At 32.8% G+C, this 17,913-nt stretch carries 16 protein-coding genes; 7 read left to right on the plus strand and 9 right to left on the minus strand.

Going from position 1 to position 17,913, the window contains the following annotated elements:
• Window positions 1-3 precede the first annotated feature (3 nt).
• The 3 genes from ABDW27_RS10025 to ABDW27_RS10035 are packed head-to-tail and all read right to left on the minus strand — an operon-like array spanning window position 4 to window position 2,613.
• Window positions 4-1,581, minus strand: coding sequence for a S41 family peptidase (locus ABDW27_RS10025; protein ID WP_343695771.1), 1,578 nt, complete (start codon window positions 1,579-1,581; stop codon window positions 4-6).
• The gene (locus ABDW27_RS10030) at window positions 1,578-2,012 is read right to left on the minus strand and encodes a dCMP deaminase family protein (RefSeq protein ID WP_343695772.1); all 435 of its coding nucleotides are present in this window, start codon (window positions 2,010-2,012) and stop codon (window positions 1,578-1,580) included. The genes ABDW27_RS10025 and ABDW27_RS10030 overlap by 4 nt, the downstream gene beginning before the upstream one ends.
• Window positions 2,013-2,019: 7 nt before the next feature.
• Window positions 2,020-2,613: a HupE/UreJ family protein gene (locus ABDW27_RS10035; RefSeq protein WP_343695773.1), complete on the minus strand. Its 594-nt coding sequence runs from the start codon at window positions 2,611-2,613 to the stop codon at window positions 2,020-2,022.
• 170 nt (window positions 2,614-2,783) lie between these two features.
• On the opposite strand from ABDW27_RS10035, the gene ABDW27_RS10040 reads away from it, so the two are divergent.
• The gene (locus ABDW27_RS10040; protein WP_073415860.1) at window positions 2,784-3,215 is read left to right on the plus strand and encodes a TerB family tellurite resistance protein; all 432 of its coding nucleotides are present in this window, start codon (window positions 2,784-2,786) and stop codon (window positions 3,213-3,215) included.
• Window positions 3,216-3,370: 155 nt separating this feature from the next.
• Here ABDW27_RS10040 and fbp read toward each other — a convergent pair whose 3' ends face one another.
• The gene (gene fbp, locus ABDW27_RS10045; RefSeq protein WP_343695774.1) at window positions 3,371-4,375 is read right to left on the minus strand and encodes a class 1 fructose-bisphosphatase; all 1,005 of its coding nucleotides are present in this window, start codon (window positions 4,373-4,375) and stop codon (window positions 3,371-3,373) included.
• A 171-nt stretch (window positions 4,376-4,546) separates the two neighbouring features.
• Here fbp and ABDW27_RS10050 point away from each other — a divergent pair, with 171 nt between their 5' ends.
• From ABDW27_RS10050 to ABDW27_RS10060, 3 genes are all read left to right on the plus strand, one after another.
• Window positions 4,547-5,035, plus strand: a complete 489-nt coding sequence (locus tag ABDW27_RS10050; protein WP_343695775.1) for a GNAT family N-acetyltransferase — start codon at window positions 4,547-4,549, stop codon at window positions 5,033-5,035.
• 152 nt (window positions 5,036-5,187) lie between these two features.
• Entirely contained in the window at window positions 5,188-6,447 is a 1,260-nt protein-coding gene (locus ABDW27_RS10055) for an aspartate kinase (protein ID WP_343695776.1), read from the plus strand.
• Between the two features lie 145 nt (window positions 6,448-6,592).
• Complete coding sequence (locus ABDW27_RS10060) at window positions 6,593-6,793, plus strand: hypothetical protein (protein WP_066033447.1); 201 nt, start codon at window positions 6,593-6,595, stop codon at window positions 6,791-6,793.
• A 488-nt stretch (window positions 6,794-7,281) separates the two neighbouring features.
• Here the strand turns inward: ABDW27_RS10060 and ABDW27_RS10065 are convergent, their stop codons facing one another.
• From ABDW27_RS10065 to ABDW27_RS10080, 4 genes are all read right to left on the minus strand, one after another.
• Window positions 7,282-7,776, minus strand: coding sequence for an outer membrane beta-barrel protein (locus ABDW27_RS10065; RefSeq protein ID WP_343698126.1), 495 nt, complete (start codon window positions 7,774-7,776; stop codon window positions 7,282-7,284).
• Window positions 7,718-9,676, minus strand: a complete 1,959-nt coding sequence (locus ABDW27_RS10070) for a TonB-dependent receptor (protein ID WP_343695777.1) — start codon at window positions 9,674-9,676, stop codon at window positions 7,718-7,720. The genes ABDW27_RS10065 and ABDW27_RS10070 overlap by 59 nt, the downstream gene beginning before the upstream one ends.
• A gap of 112 nt (window positions 9,677-9,788) precedes the next feature.
• Complete coding sequence (locus ABDW27_RS10075) at window positions 9,789-10,685, minus strand: helix-turn-helix domain-containing protein (RefSeq protein ID WP_343695778.1); 897 nt, start codon at window positions 10,683-10,685, stop codon at window positions 9,789-9,791.
• Between the two features lie 156 nt (window positions 10,686-10,841).
• Window positions 10,842-11,900, minus strand: coding sequence for a helix-turn-helix domain-containing protein (locus ABDW27_RS10080; protein ID WP_343695779.1), 1,059 nt, complete (start codon window positions 11,898-11,900; stop codon window positions 10,842-10,844).
• Window positions 11,901-12,090: 190 nt separating this feature from the next.
• Between ABDW27_RS10080 and ABDW27_RS10085 the strand changes: the two genes are divergently transcribed.
• On the plus strand, window positions 12,091-13,002 hold the full coding sequence (locus tag ABDW27_RS10085; RefSeq protein ID WP_343695780.1) for a glycine zipper family protein: 912 nt from the start codon (window positions 12,091-12,093) through the stop codon (window positions 13,000-13,002).
• 333 nt (window positions 13,003-13,335) lie between these two features.
• On the opposite strand, the gene ABDW27_RS10090 is transcribed toward ABDW27_RS10085, so the two are convergent.
• Entirely contained in the window at window positions 13,336-13,608 is a 273-nt protein-coding gene (locus tag ABDW27_RS10090; RefSeq protein WP_343695781.1) for a helix-turn-helix transcriptional regulator, read from the minus strand.
• Window positions 13,609-13,779: 171 nt separating this feature from the next.
• Here ABDW27_RS10090 and ABDW27_RS10095 point away from each other — a divergent pair, with 171 nt between their 5' ends.
• Both ABDW27_RS10095 and ABDW27_RS10100 read left to right on the plus strand, forming a co-directional pair.
• Window positions 13,780-17,214 (plus strand): hypothetical protein, encoded by a 3,435-nt coding sequence (locus ABDW27_RS10095; protein WP_343695782.1) that lies wholly within the window; start codon window positions 13,780-13,782, stop codon window positions 17,212-17,214.
• 115 nt (window positions 17,215-17,329) lie between these two features.
• Window positions 17,330-17,854 (plus strand): hypothetical protein, encoded by a 525-nt coding sequence (locus ABDW27_RS10100; protein ID WP_343695783.1) that lies wholly within the window; start codon window positions 17,330-17,332, stop codon window positions 17,852-17,854.
• The last annotated feature ends 59 nt before the right edge of the window (window positions 17,855-17,913 follow it).

The following is a 17,913-nucleotide window of genomic DNA, read 5'->3' on the forward strand; positions in this document are numbered from 1 at the left end:
AGATTATTTCTTCGGAGTTAAAATAGTTTTAATCATGGCATCATCTTTTAAAATAACGTCATAATAATACATTTCTCCATATAATTGGCGGGCAAATTCTGCAGTAATATATCGGTTTACCAATGCTTTGGTTTTATCTAATTTAAGATCTAAACCAGTCATTAAAATATAGTTTTTAAACTTTTTAAAGTAAGCATCAGAACTTTTCATTTTTTCTAAAAATTCATTAAAATGAAGTCCTGCAAATGCATTACGGTTTTTATCTAATTCTTCAAAAACAAAATGACCAACGATTCCGGTTTGAAGCAAATAAGCTACATTTTCATTTCCGTGCTCTGCTTCCATCGGAACAAAAACATCCGGAACGATTCCGCCGCCACCGTAAACGATTTTACCTTTTGGCGTTTTAAATTTTAAAGAATCAGCCACTTTTATGCTGTCTTTTGCATATAATTCTCCATTTGCGATTCTCGATTCAGATTCTTTAAAATATTCTTCGTTTCCTTTTTTATACGGTTTTTGAATCGATCTTCCGGTTGGCGTGTAATATCTCGCAACGGTCAAACGAACGGCAGATCCGTCGTTAAAATCCATTTCACGCTGTACTAAACCTTTTCCGAAAGAACGACGCCCTACAATAGTCCCTCGATCATTGTCCTGAATAGCTCCGGCCAGAATTTCACTTGCAGAAGCACTGTTTTCGTTTATTAAAACATATACTTTTCCGGTTTCAAAACTTCCGGCTTTTGTAGCGTAAGTTTTCTCGGTTGTTCCGTTTTTATTTTTGGTAAAAACAATCAGTTGTTTGTCTTTTAAAAATTCATCAGCAATGGCAATCGCTTCTTCCATATAACCTCCGCCATTATCGCGAAGATCAATTACAAGCGACTGAATTCCTTTTTGTTTTAAACGCGTTAATCCGGTTTTGAATTCATTAAAAGTCGTTTCGGCAAAACGATTGATTTTTATGTAACCGGTATTATTTCCAATTAATAAAGAAGCATCGACACTTTTTATTGGAATTACATCTCGTTTAATTTTAAATTTCAATTTCTTTTGTTCTGATCGTCTAAAAACAGTCAATTCGATTTCAGAACCTTTGATTCCTTTTAATTTTGAAAACAAACTGTCAGAAGGAAGTTTTCTGCCATACAATTTGGTTTTTCCTGCATATAAAATACGGTCGCCTGATTTTAGTCCTGCTTTTGCAGAAGGTCCGTTTTCGACTGGCTTGATAATCGCCACAGAATCTTTATACATATAAAAATTAATTCCGATGCCAACAAAATCACCTTTCATGCTTTCAGCAACTTCGGCTTGTTCGCTTGGCGGAATATAAACTGAATGCGGATCTAATTTAGAAAGAATATTATCGACTGTAAGATTTACGATCGAATCGGTATTTACACTGTCAACATATTCGGTATTGATAAAATCAATTAGTTTATTCAGTTTGGTTTTAGAATAATTTTTAGCCAAAAGCTGATCATCTGCGGAAGCGCTTGACAAACTTCCTATCACAATTCCGAGAGCAAGGGTCGCTCCGATAATTATTGGCAGATATTTGGGATTAAATTTCATTGCTCTTCTAAAACAGGAATATGTTCTACTTCGATACCCGCTTTTATTAAAAACTGAAGTCCGGAATCATCACGATATCCGTCCTGATACACCACTCTTTTTATTCCGGATTGATGTATTAATTTGCTGCATTCTTTACAAGGTGAAAGTGTAATATATAAAGTGGCACCTTCACAAGACTGAGTAGATCTTGCTACTTTCAGGATTGCATTTGCTTCGGCATGCAAAACATCCCAGCGCGTTAATCCTTCTTCGTCTTCACAGCAATTTTCAAATCCGGATGGTGTTCCGTTGTAACCATCAGAAATGATCATTCTGTCTTTTACGATAATAGCTCCTACTTGTTTACGCTTGCAGTATGATAAAAGACTCCATTCTTTGGCAATTCGCAAATAAGCTTTATCGTATTTATTTAATTTTTTTACTTCCATTTGTTTTTTATCTGTTCCAAATTGGACTTTCTATAATCATCGGAATTACAACTCCAATGATAAAGGCTGACATTACCAATGCCCAATCGCGTTTTGAAAAACGAAATACTGTTTGCACAATATATGAGATTACCAAAACCACAAAAACAACTACTAATTGTGCTGCTTCAATTCCTAAAGCAAATTCTCCTAAAGGTAATAATTTTGAAGCCGCCGAACCACCTAAAATTGTTTTAAAATAGTTTGAGAACCCAAGTCCGTGTATAATTCCAAAGAACAAAGTCACAAAAAACACCACGTTTACTCCGTCATTTTTAGCCGCTTTTCCTGCGGTAAAAAGATGATACAGCGCCGTTATCAAAATCGTAATCGGAATTAAAAACTCTACTATATTTACTTTTATGGCAATTATTCCGAAAACTGAAAGTATTAAGGCTAATGTGTGACCGATTGTAAAAACCGAAACCAAAAGCAAAATACGTTTCCAGTCTTTAAAAGTATACGGAACAGTTAATGCGATTAAAAAAAGAACGTGATCGTAAGCGTTGATATCTAAAACATGCTTTAATCCTATTTGAAAATAAATCCAAAATTGCGACATACGGGTAATACTATTAAATGATTAGGGGTTGTAAACTTACGATTTATTTTGAAGATTTTAAGATGCGGATTCTTAAAACAACAAGTAAAAATAAGTTAAATTTATGAGAAATTTAAAATTGTTAAATTAAAATAAGATTTATCTTTGTTCAATAAAAACCCATTTTAATTATGCCATTTTCAGAATTATTTGATAACGAATTCAAACAAAGAAACAGAGGTCATTTCTCTGCAATTGTGCGTGTAGCGTTTGCTGACGGTAAAGTAAGTCCAGAAGAAAAAGAGTTTTTGGACAAATTAGCTTCAAGATTAGAAATTTCAGAAGAAGAATATACAGAAATCCTTAAAGATCCGTGGAAACATCCAATAAACCCACCTTATTTATACACACAGCGTTTAGAACGTTTGTATGATTTGGCAAGAATGGTACACGTTGACCACCATTTAGGAGACCAACAGGAAGTTATGCTTACCCGTATGGGATTAGCATTAGGTTTTACTCCTGGAAACGTTAATTATATTGTTTCAAAAGCATTGTCTCTAATTGACAAAAAAGTTGATTTGGATACTTTTCTTTTTGAAATGGAAAATATGAATAAATAGTTTTTTAGTTTTCAGTCGCAGTTTTCAGATTGTGCTGTAATTTTTAAATACTATATCAAATTATAAACCCGACAGGTTTTAAAAACCTGTCGGGTTTATTTTTTTAAGTCCAGGCTGAAAACTGCGACTGTGACTGAACACTAAAAACTGATCACTCACTCAGCCGCCATAAATTCCTCGGCTTTTTCTACCATCTTATAGCTTCCGCAAAAGAAAGGCACTCTTTGGTGCAATTCAGTTGGCTGGATTTCCATAATTCTTCCAAAACCATCTGTTGCTTTTCCTCCTGCTTGTTCTGCTAAAAAAGCCATCGGGTTACATTCGTACAATAAACGTAATTTCCCTTTTGGTGCTTTTGAACTTGTCGGATAAATATAAATTCCACCTTTAATCATATTTCGATGAAAATCGGCTACCAAACTTCCAATGTATCTCGAAGTGTATGGTCTGTCTCCTTCTTCTCGCTGGCAGTATTTAATGTAATTTTTTACTCCCTGCGGAAAATGGACATAGTTTCCTTCGTTTACCGAATAAATGTTCCCATTTTCTGGAAATTTCATGTTTGGATGCGAAAGATAAAATGTACCTATCGCTGGATTTAACGTAAAACCATTTACGCCATGTCCTGTCGTATACACAAGCATGGTTGAAGTTCCATAAATTACATAGCCTGCTGCAACTTGATTGATTCCCGGCTGTAAAAAATCCTCGCTAGTTACCGGAGTTCCTATTGGAGTAACTCTTCTAAAAACAGAAAAGATAGTTCCCACAGAAACATTTACATCAATGTTTGAAGATCCGTCAAGCGGATCCATTAAGATCACGTACTTATTATTATGACTGTTGTCGCTCCCCTGAACAGTAATAAAATCGTCGTTTTCTTCAGAAGCAATACCACAGACAATCTCACGGTTTATTAACGTCTGGATAAATACTTCGTTTGCATAGACATCTAATTTTTGCTGGTCTTCACCTTGAATATTCTGTTCGCCTGCCGCGCCCACAATATCTACTAAACCCGCTTGGTTTACTTTATGATTGACCACTTTTGCTGCCAATCGAATAGAGTTGATAATTCGCGAGAGTTCTCCCGACGAATACTGAAATGCTTTTTGGTTCTCAATAATAAACTCTCCCAGTGTTTTATTGCGTTCTTCCATTTCTAAATCGTTATAGTTTTATTTTTAAGTCACAAATATCGCTTATTTTGTGAGAATGATTTAAAAATTATTTTGTTTGTTTGCTACTATTGTATATTTGCTAACAATCTGCAAAAAGCATCCAATAAAATGACGCTTTTTTAGATAATAAATAGTTAAAAATAAGAATATATGAATATTAGAAAAGGAAATCCTGAAGATATGAAATCGGTGTTAGGGCTTATTCAGGAGCTTGCAATATTCGAAAAAGAACCCGATGCGGTTGTCATTACAGAGGAAGATTTAGTGCGCGACGGTTTTGGCGAAAAACCATTATTTCACGTTTTTGTTGCAGAGATCGAAAACGAAGAAAAACAAAAAGAAATTGTTGGAATTGCGTTGTATTATTACCGCTATTCTACCTGGAAAGGAAAGACGATTCATCTTGAAGATTTGATTGTAAAAGAGAAGATGCGAGGCACAGGTTTAGGTTCTGCCCTTTATGCTGAAATCATGAAACAAGGAAAAAGAGACAATGTTAGAAGAGTGGAATGGAATGTTTTGGATTGGAATACTCCAGCTGTTAATTTTTACAAGAATTCTGGCGCGAGAATTCTCGATGGCTGGCAGGTTGTTCAAATGGATGAAACGGGAATTAATTCGTTCTTAGAAAAATTATAAAAAAAAAATATTTAGCCACAGATTATAAAGATTAAAAGGATTTTAAAATCTGTGGCAATTCGCCACGAATTCACGAATTTTTATTCGTAAAGATTAGAAAAAAAAAGTTCGTGAATTCGTGGCAAAAAAAATCTAAAAATCTAAAATTAAAAATGAGAGTATTTAAATTTGGTGGTGCATCGGTAAAAGATGCAGATGGAATTAAAAACGTATACGACGTTTTACAAAAAGTGGGTTATGAAGACGTGATTTTGGTAGTTTCTGCGATGGGAAAAACTACAAATGCTCTCGAAGTTGTAATCAAGAATTACTTTGAAAAATCGACAGAATTAAATGCTTCTGTTCAAGAAATTAAAAAATATCACAATCAAATCTTATTGGATTTGTTTGAAGATGAAAATCATGCCGTTTTTACAGCTGTAAATGCTCAGTTTGACGAATTAGAATACTTCTTGGCGCATAATAAATCTCCAAATTACAACTTTGTTTACGATCAGGTGGTAAGTTTTGGTGAATTGATTTCGACTAATATCTTAAGCCATTATATGAATTTTAGAGGAATTCAGACGCAATGGCTTGATGTTCGTAATTTCATTAAAACGAATGCAAACTACAGAGATGCAGAAGTTGACTGGGAAACTACGCAGCAAAACATCAGCAAAAATGTACCTAGAAAACAATTAAATATCACACAAGGTTTCTTAGGTGCAGACGAAAATAATTTTACAACAACTCTTGGCCGTGAGGGTTCTGATTATACTGCCGGAATTTTTGCTTACTGCTTAAACGCTGAAAGTGTAACAATCTGGAAAGACGTTCCTGGAGTTATGAATGCCGATCCGCGCTATTTTGAAAATGCAAGTTTGTTAAACCAAATTTCATATCGTGAAGCTATCGAATTGGCATTTTATGGAGCAACGGTTATTCACCCAAAAACATTACAGCCATTACAGAAAAAAGAAATTCCGTTGTATGTAAAATCATTCGTTAATCCTTTATTAAAAGGAACTTGCGTTTCTAAAGGTGTAGATTTGGAACCGCAATATCCATGTTTTATCGTAAAAAGAGAACAGCTTTTAATTTCGCTTTCTTCTATTGATTTCTCTTTCATTATGGAAGAAAACATCAGTGAGATTTTTGGATTATTCCACGAATTCAAAATCAAAGTAAACTTGATTCAGAACTCAGCAATTAGTTTCTCTGTTTGTGTGGAAGATAAATTTGGAAATTTCCCAGAATTGAATGCTATTCTTTCTAAAAAATTCAAAGTGGAATACAGCGAAAATGTAACCTTATATACAATCCGTCACTTTACAGAAGAGGCAGCGCAAACTGTCGAGGCAAACAAAGAAGTTCTACTAAAACAAGTTAGTCGCGAAACTATGCAGATTGTCACTAAAGAATTAATCTAATATTGCTTTATAAAAGGTAATTATTTCAATTCAAATATATTTAGAAAGGCTTCGCTTAATTGTGAAGCCTTTTTTATTACGAAAGAATTTTCTCTATTTTATCTATTTTTTTATTAAATTTACTTTTCTTTCTAAAGAACCTAAAATGAGTAAAAAAAGTTTTTTATTGGTTTTCATTATCCTTGGTTTATTATACGTCAGTATATCTTTAAGTCCGTTGCTTACAAAGGATATCAAAGACATTTCTTTTTCAGATTTTAGATTGGTAATTGGTCCATTTTTATCTACAGTTGGAATTCTTATAACCTATACACAATTGAAAAAAGGAAAAGCCAACAAGCAATAACAGTTTTTCTAGCCAGAAAGAAATAAAAAAATGGAAGTACTAAATCTTTTATCTAAAAACCCGATTGTTGCTATCTCATTGGCTATAATCCTTATAACTAAACTATTTCCTCCAAAGAATATAAATTCTTTATATGGATATCGAACAGCAACTTCTATGAAAAGCAAATCAAACTGGGACTTTGCTCAAAAATACAGCACAAATCTTTTATTACTTCTATTATCATTCCTACTTTTAGTTCAAATTGTATTGTACCTAACATATGGAAGTACGTCACTAACTGATTCATCAACATTTATAAGTTTGATATTATGTGTTGTTATTGTTATATATAAAACAGAAAAGAAGTTAAAAACGAAATCTCTTCATTAACTATTAATCATAATTGCATTAGGATAATAAATCAATAAGAGAATAAACAATTCATTGAAAATGATAAACAGTCTGAATCATCGCCTAAATGCTTATATCTAAAAGCATTAAGCAATCTACCTCGCCCTATTATTCTCTGACTGTTCAATTTCAGCTTTCTTATAAGTCGTCTTTTTTGAGTCTCCAAAATTGTAAGTCGCAATTAATTTAAAATAATCAGTGCTATAGGTTCGGTGATAATAAATTTGAGTTTGCCCGACGTTATAATCACCAGAAACCATAAACTTATGAAAGATGTCGTTTGCAGTAAAATTGAGTTTTAGTGCATCTTTAAAAAAGTTTCGTTCTATTCCTAAAGTTATGGTTGAGCGAGCATTTTCGCTTCCTAATCCATGACTTCTATCACTTAAATACCAAGCTAAGAACTGCAATTTAAAGAGTTTTGGAATTGTAAATGTATTATTAGTATATAAATAAATCTGAGGTTTTACTGGACTAAAAGCAAATGCATAATAATTATCTACAGATTTCTGCCAAGTAATACTTGCTGTATTAACAGAATTCCACCATTTGAAGTTGAAAGATCGGGATAACGAAGTAAAAAAAAGTATGCCCTTTTTCTAGATTCAGTGCTCTTAAAATATAACTGTTTGGTGTATCTCCACGTAAAGCTGCCGCCGAAATAGGATCGATTTTATAAGTGTAGCCGACTTTAAAATCGAACTTTTCGTACATCATACCTATTTCAAAAGCATGTGTTTTTTCTGGAAGCAGATTTGGATTTCCTTCAATTGTCGTAAATGGATCCTGATAAATCACATACGGATTTAAAGCCTGATATCTAGGTCTTGTAATTCTGGAAACATACGAAAAATGTCCTTTCCAGTCTTCTGAAAGATTAAAGTTTAAAAGTGCGTTTGGAAAAAAATTACTGTATGATTTCTCATATTTCTGAATTCCGTTGGCATTTGCAAATAAATCATAACTCGTTTTTTCTGCCCTTACGCCAAGAGAAAAATTGACTTTTTCGTTTAATGTTCCAATATAATTTAAGTACGCGGCAGCAATTTTTTCATTGTATTCAAAATCACTTGAAAGCTCATCATCGAGTTCAAAATCTACGTTATCATTAGAAATCAAAAAATCTGTTCCCGAATTTATGGTGGCGTGGCTAAACTTCGTTCCTATTTCTAGTTTTGTTTTTTCGTTTATTTTCTGCGAATAATCGACTTGAACAGCTATTATATTGATTCGGCTTCCAACATTATTCTTCAAAAATCTCTCAGAATCTGTTTGTTCAACCAAACTGCTTTCTTCAATAAAATCTCTTATGGTTTGATTATAATTTGAAAATTGTGATCCTATAAATAATGTTGAACCATTCGAAGTTGTCCAATTATAATTCAAATTGATAAACTGATTTAACAAAACATCGTTTCGGTCAACGTCTGTGGCATAAAAACTTTTTCCTGAGTTATTAGTTATCGAATTCCTGCTTTCTGTAATGCCGCCCAAATCGTTCACATTTCCGCTATAAGCCAATGAAATATAATTAGTTGGAGAAAAACTATATTGAAGTCCAAATCCGAAATTAGAATAATTATTAAACCTTCTTTTCCAATCGGTTGTCAATTCAGATTTCATAAAATCATCAGGATTTGAACGTTCTCTAGTTGTATACAACAATTCACGGTTTCTTCCCAACTGCAAACCATAATTGGTTACAAAAGAGAATTTCCCTTTCGAATAATTAAAATCTAAAAGCGTGTTGTAAAGCGTTCCTCCAAATTTAGACACTGTTACATGCTGATTGACAGTTCCCATTACACCACTATCCATATTTTGTTTGGTTATAATATTGATCACCGCTTTTCCTTCGGCATCATATCTCGAAGAAGGATTGGAAATAACTTCAATTTTTTGAATCTGAGAAACTGGAATTGCGGCAAACCGTTCGTAATTAATCAAAACTCCGTTGAGATAAATAATGGCTTCACCTTTCCCGACAACGCTAATTTCTCCGTCGGCGACCACAACATTTGGCACTCTTCCAAGCAATTCGTTTACCGAACTGCTGGTTGCCAGAACAGTTCCGTTTACATTGACATCGAGATTTCCATTAGCTCCATATTTTAATAATGAAGGCTGGCTTTTTACGACAACTTCTGATAGTTGATTATGATTTTCTTTTACAATAATAGCACCTAAATCTATATTTTCTGTTCCCGAAAAATTAACATTCAAATAGCGATCTGCAAATTCTGCCGAAGTTAGTTTTACCAACACCTCTTTTTGATTTATATCTGATATTTGAAAAACACCATCTAAAAAATCCTGATGCTTTATTATTGTAGAATCTTTGACTGATACTATAGAAGCTGTTCCCATCATTAATTCGTTATTTGAATTGACGACTCTCCCAGAAATTGTCTGAATTGACTGTGCATTGGATTGCGTTACATTGAAAAGAAAACAATAAATGTAAACGAAAAATAAAATTAAAAACCTCATAAATTTTAGCGATTAAGTTTTGACTTTGATAAAACAAAAGTCAGTTCTTAATCCCTTTATAAGGTAATCGAAAGCGAAATCAGGAGTACGGATTTATAAATTAATACTCTATTTATGCCTGCAAAGCCTGAATTTGATAGTTTAAAGGTGTGGTTCCAGTATGTTTTTTAAAAGCCGCAAAAAAGGTTGATTTGGAATTAAATCCCACATCGTAACCAACAGATTCTAATGTCAGTTTATCATTTGAAGTTATAATTTCGCAAGCATTTTGAATTCTAAATTCATTTATGAAACTGGTAAAATTCTTTCCGAGATTGTTATTTAGAAACTGAGACAACTGATGGCTGGATATATTTACTTCTTTAGATAAATCTTTTAAACTCAAATTCGGATTTTTATATAATACTTTTTCATTCATGATATTTTCCAATTTTTGGAATAAAATCTCGGCTTCTTCATTGTTCAGTTTTTTATCTTTTTGAATATTAAGCAGAAATAAATCATCTGTTTTCTTTCTGTGCAAAAGAACCAAAATGATCAGGTATAAAATAAAGGTGAAAGCAAGCGCTCCCGTAATGCAGGAAACAAACGGAACTCGCGCAAATCCGAGAAAGTAAGCCATAAATATTGAAGCATTTCCCAGAAAAATCATTCCGAACCATCTCTCTGAAGGTGAAGAATCGGTATAATTCTGAGTTACTTTTTGAAGCAATTCTCTGTTTTCAAAACCAGAAATAAAGAAGTATGAAAACCATTGAAGAAAAATAGCTGTTACAAAATAATCATTCCATAAAACTGGATAATTTTGATATGGAAATACAAAACCAATTATTAGAATTACCAAAACCCAAGTGGCTAGATGCCATTTCCATTGTATCAAAATGTTGTTTCGGATTCCTGATTTTAAAACATAATACAAAAGCGGACTAACTAACATACAAGCTGAAAGCCCAATTTGAAGATAGATTTTAGGCAAATCATTATTAAAGTAAACCAAAACTGTAACCACAATTCTGGTACTTAAAATAAACAAAAGCGCACCAAGAAAAAGATTAGAAAGATATTTTTTTCTTGGTAAAAAATAAAAAATACAGACTTAGAATAAATCCGTTGAAAGCGCCCAAAGCACCAAAAAAGAATAACATTTCTTTGCCTATACTCATATTTAAGTTTGTAAAGCTTGAAGCTGATAGTTAAGCGGAGTGGTTCCCGTATGTTTTTTGAAGGCCGCGAAAAAAGTAGATTTAGAATTAAAACCAACATCATAACCAACGGATTCTAGAGTCAATTTATCTGAAGATGTAATAATTTTACAAGCTTCACTAATTCTAAATTCGTTTACATAACTCGTAAAATTCTTTCCTAAATTACTATTCAGAAACTGCGATAATTGATGACTAGAGATATTAATTTCCTGAGACAAATCTTGAAGGGTCAGATTCGGATTTTTATACAAACTTTTTTCAGACATAACCTTTTCTAGTTTTTCTGACCAGATTAATGCTTCTTCCGAATCTATTTTTTTATTCGAAATCTTTCCATTCAATAAAAATAGATCGTCGGTTTTTTTTCTGTACAAAAGAATTGAAATTCCTAAATATAAAATGAATGAAAAAACAACTGCGCCACTTATATAAGTTGCTGCAGAAGCTCCCATAATGGCCAAGAAATAAAACAGAAATAAGAGAAAATTACCAAAAAACAACATTCCGAACCACATTTCTGACGGAGTTGTTTTTTCTTTTCTACTCAAGATTTTTCTTAGAACGCTACGAAGTTCAAAACCAGCAAAAGCAATATAAACAAACCATTGAAAATAAATGATTTTTATAAAAAAGCCTCCCCAAAATTTCGGATACATTTCGTACGGATATAAAATGCCGACAGATACAATAAAAATTGCCCAAAATGCCAAAATAAATTTCCAGGATTTGGGCATTGTTTGCACTTCATCAATAGCCGATTTAATAAAGTAATACAAAAAAGGTCCGATGAAAAAACAAGCTGTAAGTCCAAATTGCAAGTACATTCTTGGCAATTCGGGATGAAAATAAACAAATACAGATTTCCCAATTCGGATACTTAAGGCAAACAAGAGCGCTCCAAGGAAATAATTGGTTAAGTATTTTTTCTTGGTAAAAAAGAAGAAATAAATTCCAAGAATAATTCCGTTGAAAGCTCCTAAAGCACTAAAAAAGAATAGAAGTTCTTTGGTAGTATCCATAATGTAAGTTCGTTATATCCTAAACAAAGCTAAAAAAAGATTGGCTTATTAGGAAAATAATATCCCAATTCTATTAAACTTATGCGGATTAAGGTTAAAAATACCCTGATTTCACATAATACAATTATGATAAGGTAAGTAATTTAGTTTTTTTAGTTCAATAATTACTAACCAACCAATTATCAAAAAAATGAAGAAACTATTTTTTATCACAGTAATGCTTATTGGCATATTTTATTCATGCAGTAAAGACGAGTTTACAGAAAGTAAATCAGAGAATAAGATCGATTATTTTACTTTAAACAAATCAGTGGATAAGCAAATCAGTACACTAAGAACTTTAACTGTAAATTCTAATGTTGAAGAAAACTATTTAAAGTATTTTAAAACTAAACCAAAATCATTGAATGCTAATAAAAGTACCCAACATGAAACAACCATTAAAATTACTTTAGCCCCTCATTATAATCAAGAAGAGAGTCAGTTTATGCTAAGTTTTTATCAGGATCTTGCAAACTGTTACGATAATAAGATTATTGAACTTTTGAATTCAAAAAGAATCTCGGTTAACAACAGCAATTTTTCATTAGATTTTAAAAATGAAGCTAATTTTATATTTAGTACAATTGAAAAAACCACTAATGAAATAGGCGCAATTTTAAACAAATCTCAAACTAGTAAAACAGGAAAAGCGGCTGGTTTTGGAGATTGCTTTGCAACAAAAGGAAAAGGTATAGGAAGAGCAGTCGCAACTGGAGCTTTAGTAGGTGCAGCTGGAGGGGCAATGGTGGGTGCAGCTGGAGGAACTGTAGCATTGCCTGGTATAGGAACTGCCAGTGGGGCTATAGGTGGAGCTGTTTTTGGGGCAGCTAAAGGAGCTGTAAGCGGAGGACTAGTGGAACTTACATGGGCTTTTATAGACTGTGCTATGGAACGCTCAACTTTAGAAGCTGAGTATATCTACTTTGATGATTTCTATATAGAGATTATTGCTCCAAATGATCCTGATCAATTTAATTTTTATATATTTGAAAACTCTGACAATCTAATAAATACTGTTTTAAACACTTCAGACGAGACATTAATAAGATTTATAGAATAATTATGAAACCAAATAATATAAAAATACTCACTTTTGTATATAACTATATTTTTAGTCCTATTGCTATAATCGTAATGTTTTGGATTATTTTTTTTGAAGGGAATTCATTCTCTTTACAAAAAATAATTGATCACAAATTTGATTTAAAATTATACTTAGCATTATTCTTAGCAATAGCTTTCCTAATATTTTTTAGACGTGGAATAAAACTCCCAAAGGATAACAACAAATAACAAAGGAAGACTCCTAATATGGAATCTTTTTTATTACATTTTATTATCATTTCTCTTCTTCAAATCCTTAATTACCTTTTTTAACTCCTTTATTCGTTCTTCATATTGTTCTATGACTTTTTTTCGATAATTGAGTAACAGCCCCTGACGAAGATTCATCCTTTCTTTCGTCATCCATAATTAATAATTCTTCAGGGCTTATTACAAAAATTTTAGAGATTTTTAAAATATGAATAGCCCAAGAACCACTTTCTCCATTTTCCATCCTAGCATAGGCTGATTGAGATATATGGAGATAATCTGCGACTTCTTCTTGTGACATGTTTTTACTTTTTCTAAGCATTCTTAATTTATTTCCAACTAAAACATTCATAATCTACATCATTTCTTTAATACTAGAGAGGACGATTTTATAAATATATACTCACAAAAAATCATTTTTTTTTTATAAAAAATTCTAAAAGAATTGAAAGCTCATATATGTATAGATTTGCAATTTCTTGATTATAAATACTACTTTTGACTTTTTAGAGTTAGAGTATTTATGTTGAAAAAATTACTGTTTTTGACGGTTTTCTTCTGGTTTTCTGCGCTTCAGGCTCAGGAAACTGAATCGCTGTACAAAACCAAAAAAGTAGTTGTTTCAAAAGATACCATTCGTCTTGAAAAAGTGGCCATCAACTCTGGATTCTTCCAGATTCTGAACACTAAAAACGAACCTATCGATTCGACTTTTTATAAGATCGATTTTCAAAAAGGATATTTGCTTTTAAATGAAAAATTCCAATCGGTTTCAGATACTTTAATTGTCAATTATCTTAACTATCCTGATTTCTTAACCAAAGAATATAGCCTTTACAAATCTGATCAGATTGTAAGCGGTGATGTTGGAACAGACAAATTATACCGAATTGATAATGGTTCAAATGCAAAAAAAGTAACGCCTTTTGATGGTCTGGAAACTTCCGGAAGCATTACTCGAGGCGTTACGGTGGGAAATAATCAAAGTACGGTTTTAAACTCCAATTTAGACTTGCAGATTACAGGAAAACTATCGGACAAAGTGAGTTTAAGAGCATCGCTTCAGGACAATAATATTCCGTTGCAGGATGGTGGTTATTCACAGAAACTCGATCAATTTGATAATATTTTCATAGAACTTTTTAGTGAGGATTGGAACATTCGAGCCGGCGATGTCTTTTTAGAAAACAGAAAAACTCAATTTTTAGGCTTTAATAAAAAGGTTCAAGGACTTTCTGCCAACTTCGATTTTGATACCGAAAAAAGCAAAACCAACGTTTTTGCTTCGGTTGCTTTTGTCAAAGGGCAATATACAAAAAGTACTTTTACAGGTCAGGAAGGAAATCAAGGTCCGTATAAACTAAAAGGCCAAAATGGCGAATTGTATGTTCTCGTTATTTCAGGCTCAGAGCGTGTTTATGTAAATGGTGTTTTGCTAAAACGTGGCGAAAACAACGATTATGTAATTGATTATAATGCGGGTGAAATTGTTTTTACTTCACTTTTTACCATCACGTCAGAAATGCGTATTAATGTCGAATATCAATACTCTGAAAGAAATTATAATCGTCTCGTAACATACGCTGGCGCAACGCACGAAAATAAAAATTGGAGTTTTGGCGGATATATTTATTCTGAAAATGATATGAAAAATCAGCCTTTGCAGCAAAATCTTTCTCCAGAACAAGTTCAGATTTTAAGTCAGGCGGGTGATGATGTCAATTTGATGAAAGCACCTTCTGCCTATGAAGATACTTATGCCGAGAATAAAATCTTGTACAAAAAAATATTGGTCAACTCAGTTGAAGCTTATGAATATTCAAATAATCCTGCCGATGTTTTGTACAATGTACGATTTAGCCAAGTTGGTTCAAATGCGGGAAATTATATTATTCAAAACAATAATTCTGTTGAACGTATTTATCAATATGTAGAACCTGTAAACGGAATTCTGCAAGGAAATTACGAACCAATTGTACAGCTTGTCGCGCCAATGAAACTTCAGGTAGCCACTTTTTTAGGAAAATATAATCCTGATGAAAAAACATTAGTTGATTTTGAATTGGCTGTCAGCAATAATGATCAGAATTTATTTTCTACAATTGATGATTCGAACAATGAAGGAATTGCTTTTAAAACCAATCTTAAAAAACGCCTTTTTTCCAGGAACTGGAATTTAGATGCTTTCGCGAATTATCAATACGTACAGCAAAATTTTAAATCGGTAGAACGTTTGTACAATATTGAATTTAATCGTGACTGGAATTTAACTGGAACATTGTATGGTAATCAAAGCCTTTTGGTTACGGGTTTGAATTTTGATTTATTTTCGAAAAAAGAAACTTCAAACATTGGTTTGCTGACTTATCAATTTGAGAAATTAGATTTTAGTGAGAGCTATTCTGGAGCGAGGCATACAACAAACGCTTTATTCAAATTGAAAAATTGGACGATTGAAAACAACGGAAGTTTCCTAAATTCTGACGCCACAGCTTCGACTTCTAAATTCATTAGAAACCAAACCCGAACCAAATATCATTTTGGAAAAAATTGGATTGGAGGAACTATGCAATTGGAAGATAATCAGGAAAAAGATAAAGTTACCAATCAGTTTTCGGCTTTAAGCCAAAGATTTTCAGAATATGGCATATTTACTGGACGGGGCGACAGCACTAAGGTTTTTGTTGAAGTTGGTTTTCTGCAAAGAAGAAACGATAGTTTGCAAAACGGATTATTACAGCATGTCAATAATTCGCAGACGTATTATTTAAAATCAAAACTGATTCAGAACAAAACAACCGATTTGGCAGTTTATGCGAGTTATCGAAATTTAGATTTTACAGATAAATCGAGACAAAATGAACCTTCATTAAACTCGAGAATTCTGTACAACGATCGCTTTTTTAATCAGCTCATGCAAATTGGAACTGCTTACGAAACCAGTTCTGGAACTATTGCACAGCAAGAATTTACATATGTAGAAGTGCCAACAGGTCAAGGCGTTTATACTTGGAATGATTATAACGGCAACGGAATTCAGGAATTGGAGGAATTTGAAGTTGCCGTTTACCAAGATCAGGCGAGATATGTGAGGGTATTTTTGCCGAATCAGGTTTATATTAAAACCAATCAAAATAAGTTTTCGCAGTCTTTAACTTTAAATCCGTTGCAGTGGCAGAATGAAAAAGGATTTAAAAAACTGCTGTCTTATTTTTACAATCAGACTTCTTTTATAATGGATCGAAAGATCAAAAGTGATGGCGAAAAGTTAGAACTCAATCCGTTTGATTCTTCAGAAGACAATATTTTAGGATTGAATTCTAGTTTCAGAAATAGTTTATTTTACAATCGAGGCAAGCAAAAACATTCTGTTACGTATTCTTATTTGATTAATAAAGGTAAAAGTCTGCTTTCTGTTGGTTCGCAACATGTACAGAATTATTCGCATCAAATTCAGTACACCCATTTATACCAAAATAGCTGGTTATTTAATTTCTTCACCAAAACCATAAAAACCGATTTGGTTTCTAAAGATTTTGTCGAAAAAAATTATGATATTCAAGGCTGGCAGCTGGCACCAAAAGTGAGTTATCTATTCTCGAAAAATACAAAGTTGGACTTCTTTTATGAACTTCAAAACAAAAAAAATCAAATTGGAAATTTCGAAACTTTAGATCAAAACAGAATCGGAACTTCTTTTTCTTATGCAGGCGAAAAGAAAGTGACGGTGAATGGAGAATTCTCTTTTTATGAAAATAAATTTAACGGAAATGAATTTTCATCAGTCGGTTTTCAGATGCTAGAAGGACTTCAGGCAGGGTCAAATTTGGTTTGGAAACTGCTTCTGCAAAAGAACATTACGTCTTTTTTGGATGTTAATTTAAATTATCAAGGCAGGAAAAGTGAAACAGGGAATACAATTCATACAGGAAATGTGCAGCTTCGCGCATATTTTTAAGGTCTTGCGAAAAAGATGACAATAAATTGTTTAATTTTAATTGAAATTTAAACTTTTAGCCTTATGAAAAAATTAGTATTGTTATGTTTAATGGTTGTTTTCTCTTCTAATTTTTATGCTCAGGAAACAACTGCAAAAACTGCGAAAAGTAAAACAGAAGCTTCGGCAAAAAAAAACTAAAGCTAGCGCAGACAAAGCTTCGGCTGACGCAAAAAAAGAAGCGTCAAAATCTAAAAAAGCAGCAGATGACGCAAAAACTGCTTCAACAAAAGCCAAAAAAGAGTCTGCTGACGCTGCAAAAAAGACTGCCGACAAAGAAGCTGCAAAAGCTAAAGCTGATGCAAAAAAAGCTACTGTAGAATCTGATAAAGCAAAAAATACCGCTGACAAAGCAAAAAGCACTGCTGACAAAACCAAAACCGATGCCAAGAAAACGACCGCAAAGGCTGACGCTACTAAAAAAGACGCCACAGCTGCCAAAAAATCGGCTACTAAAACTTTAAAGGAAACTAACGAAAAAGCTCCCGCTGTACCAGACAAAGTAACAGGCGAATACAATGGTAAAAAAGTATATACAGGACCAAGAGGCGGTAAATACTATATTAACAAAAATGGTAATAAAACGTATATTCAGGATTAAGTTTCTAAGATGCTGAGACTCTAAGTTGCTAAGATTCTAAGATTAACAAATTAAGAGGC

Origin of the sequence: Flavobacterium sp., assembly GCF_039595935.1 — a bacterium.
Taxonomy (GTDB): Bacteria; Bacteroidota; Bacteroidia; order Flavobacteriales; family Flavobacteriaceae; genus Flavobacterium.

Coding starts and splice junctions, on each gene's coding strand:
- ABDW27_RS10025 (WP_343695771.1), bottom strand. CDS start 1,581: ATGAAATTTAATCCCAAATATCTGCCAATAATTATCGGAGCGACCCTT.
- ABDW27_RS10030 (WP_343695772.1), bottom strand. CDS start 2,012: ATGGAAGTAAAAAAATTAAATAAATACGATAAAGCTTATTTGCGAATT.
- ABDW27_RS10035 (WP_343695773.1), bottom strand. CDS start 2,613: ATGTCGCAATTTTGGATTTATTTTCAAATAGGATTAAAGCATGTTTTA.
- ABDW27_RS10040 (WP_073415860.1), top strand. CDS start 2,784: ATGCCATTTTCAGAATTATTTGATAACGAATTCAAACAAAGAAACAGA.
- fbp (WP_343695774.1), bottom strand. CDS start 4,375: ATGGAAGAACGCAATAAAACACTGGGAGAGTTTATTATTGAGAACCAA.
- ABDW27_RS10050 (WP_343695775.1), top strand. CDS start 4,547: ATGAATATTAGAAAAGGAAATCCTGAAGATATGAAATCGGTGTTAGGG.
- ABDW27_RS10055 (WP_343695776.1), top strand. CDS start 5,188: ATGAGAGTATTTAAATTTGGTGGTGCATCGGTAAAAGATGCAGATGGA.
- ABDW27_RS10060 (WP_066033447.1), top strand. CDS start 6,593: ATGAGTAAAAAAAGTTTTTTATTGGTTTTCATTATCCTTGGTTTATTA.
- ABDW27_RS10070 (WP_343695777.1), bottom strand. CDS start 9,676: ATGAGGTTTTTAATTTTATTTTTCGTTTACATTTATTGTTTTCTTTTC.
- ABDW27_RS10080 (WP_343695779.1), bottom strand. CDS start 11,900: ATGGATACTACCAAAGAACTTCTATTCTTTTTTAGTGCTTTAGGAGCT.
- ABDW27_RS10085 (WP_343695780.1), top strand. CDS start 12,091: ATGAAGAAACTATTTTTTATCACAGTAATGCTTATTGGCATATTTTAT.
- ABDW27_RS10090 (WP_343695781.1), bottom strand. CDS start 13,608: ATGAATGTTTTAGTTGGAAATAAATTAAGAATGCTTAGAAAAAGTAAA.
- ABDW27_RS10095 (WP_343695782.1), top strand. CDS start 13,780: ATGTTGAAAAAATTACTGTTTTTGACGGTTTTCTTCTGGTTTTCTGCG.
- ABDW27_RS10100 (WP_343695783.1), top strand. CDS start 17,330: ATGCTCAGGAAACAACTGCAAAAACTGCGAAAAGTAAAACAGAAGCTT.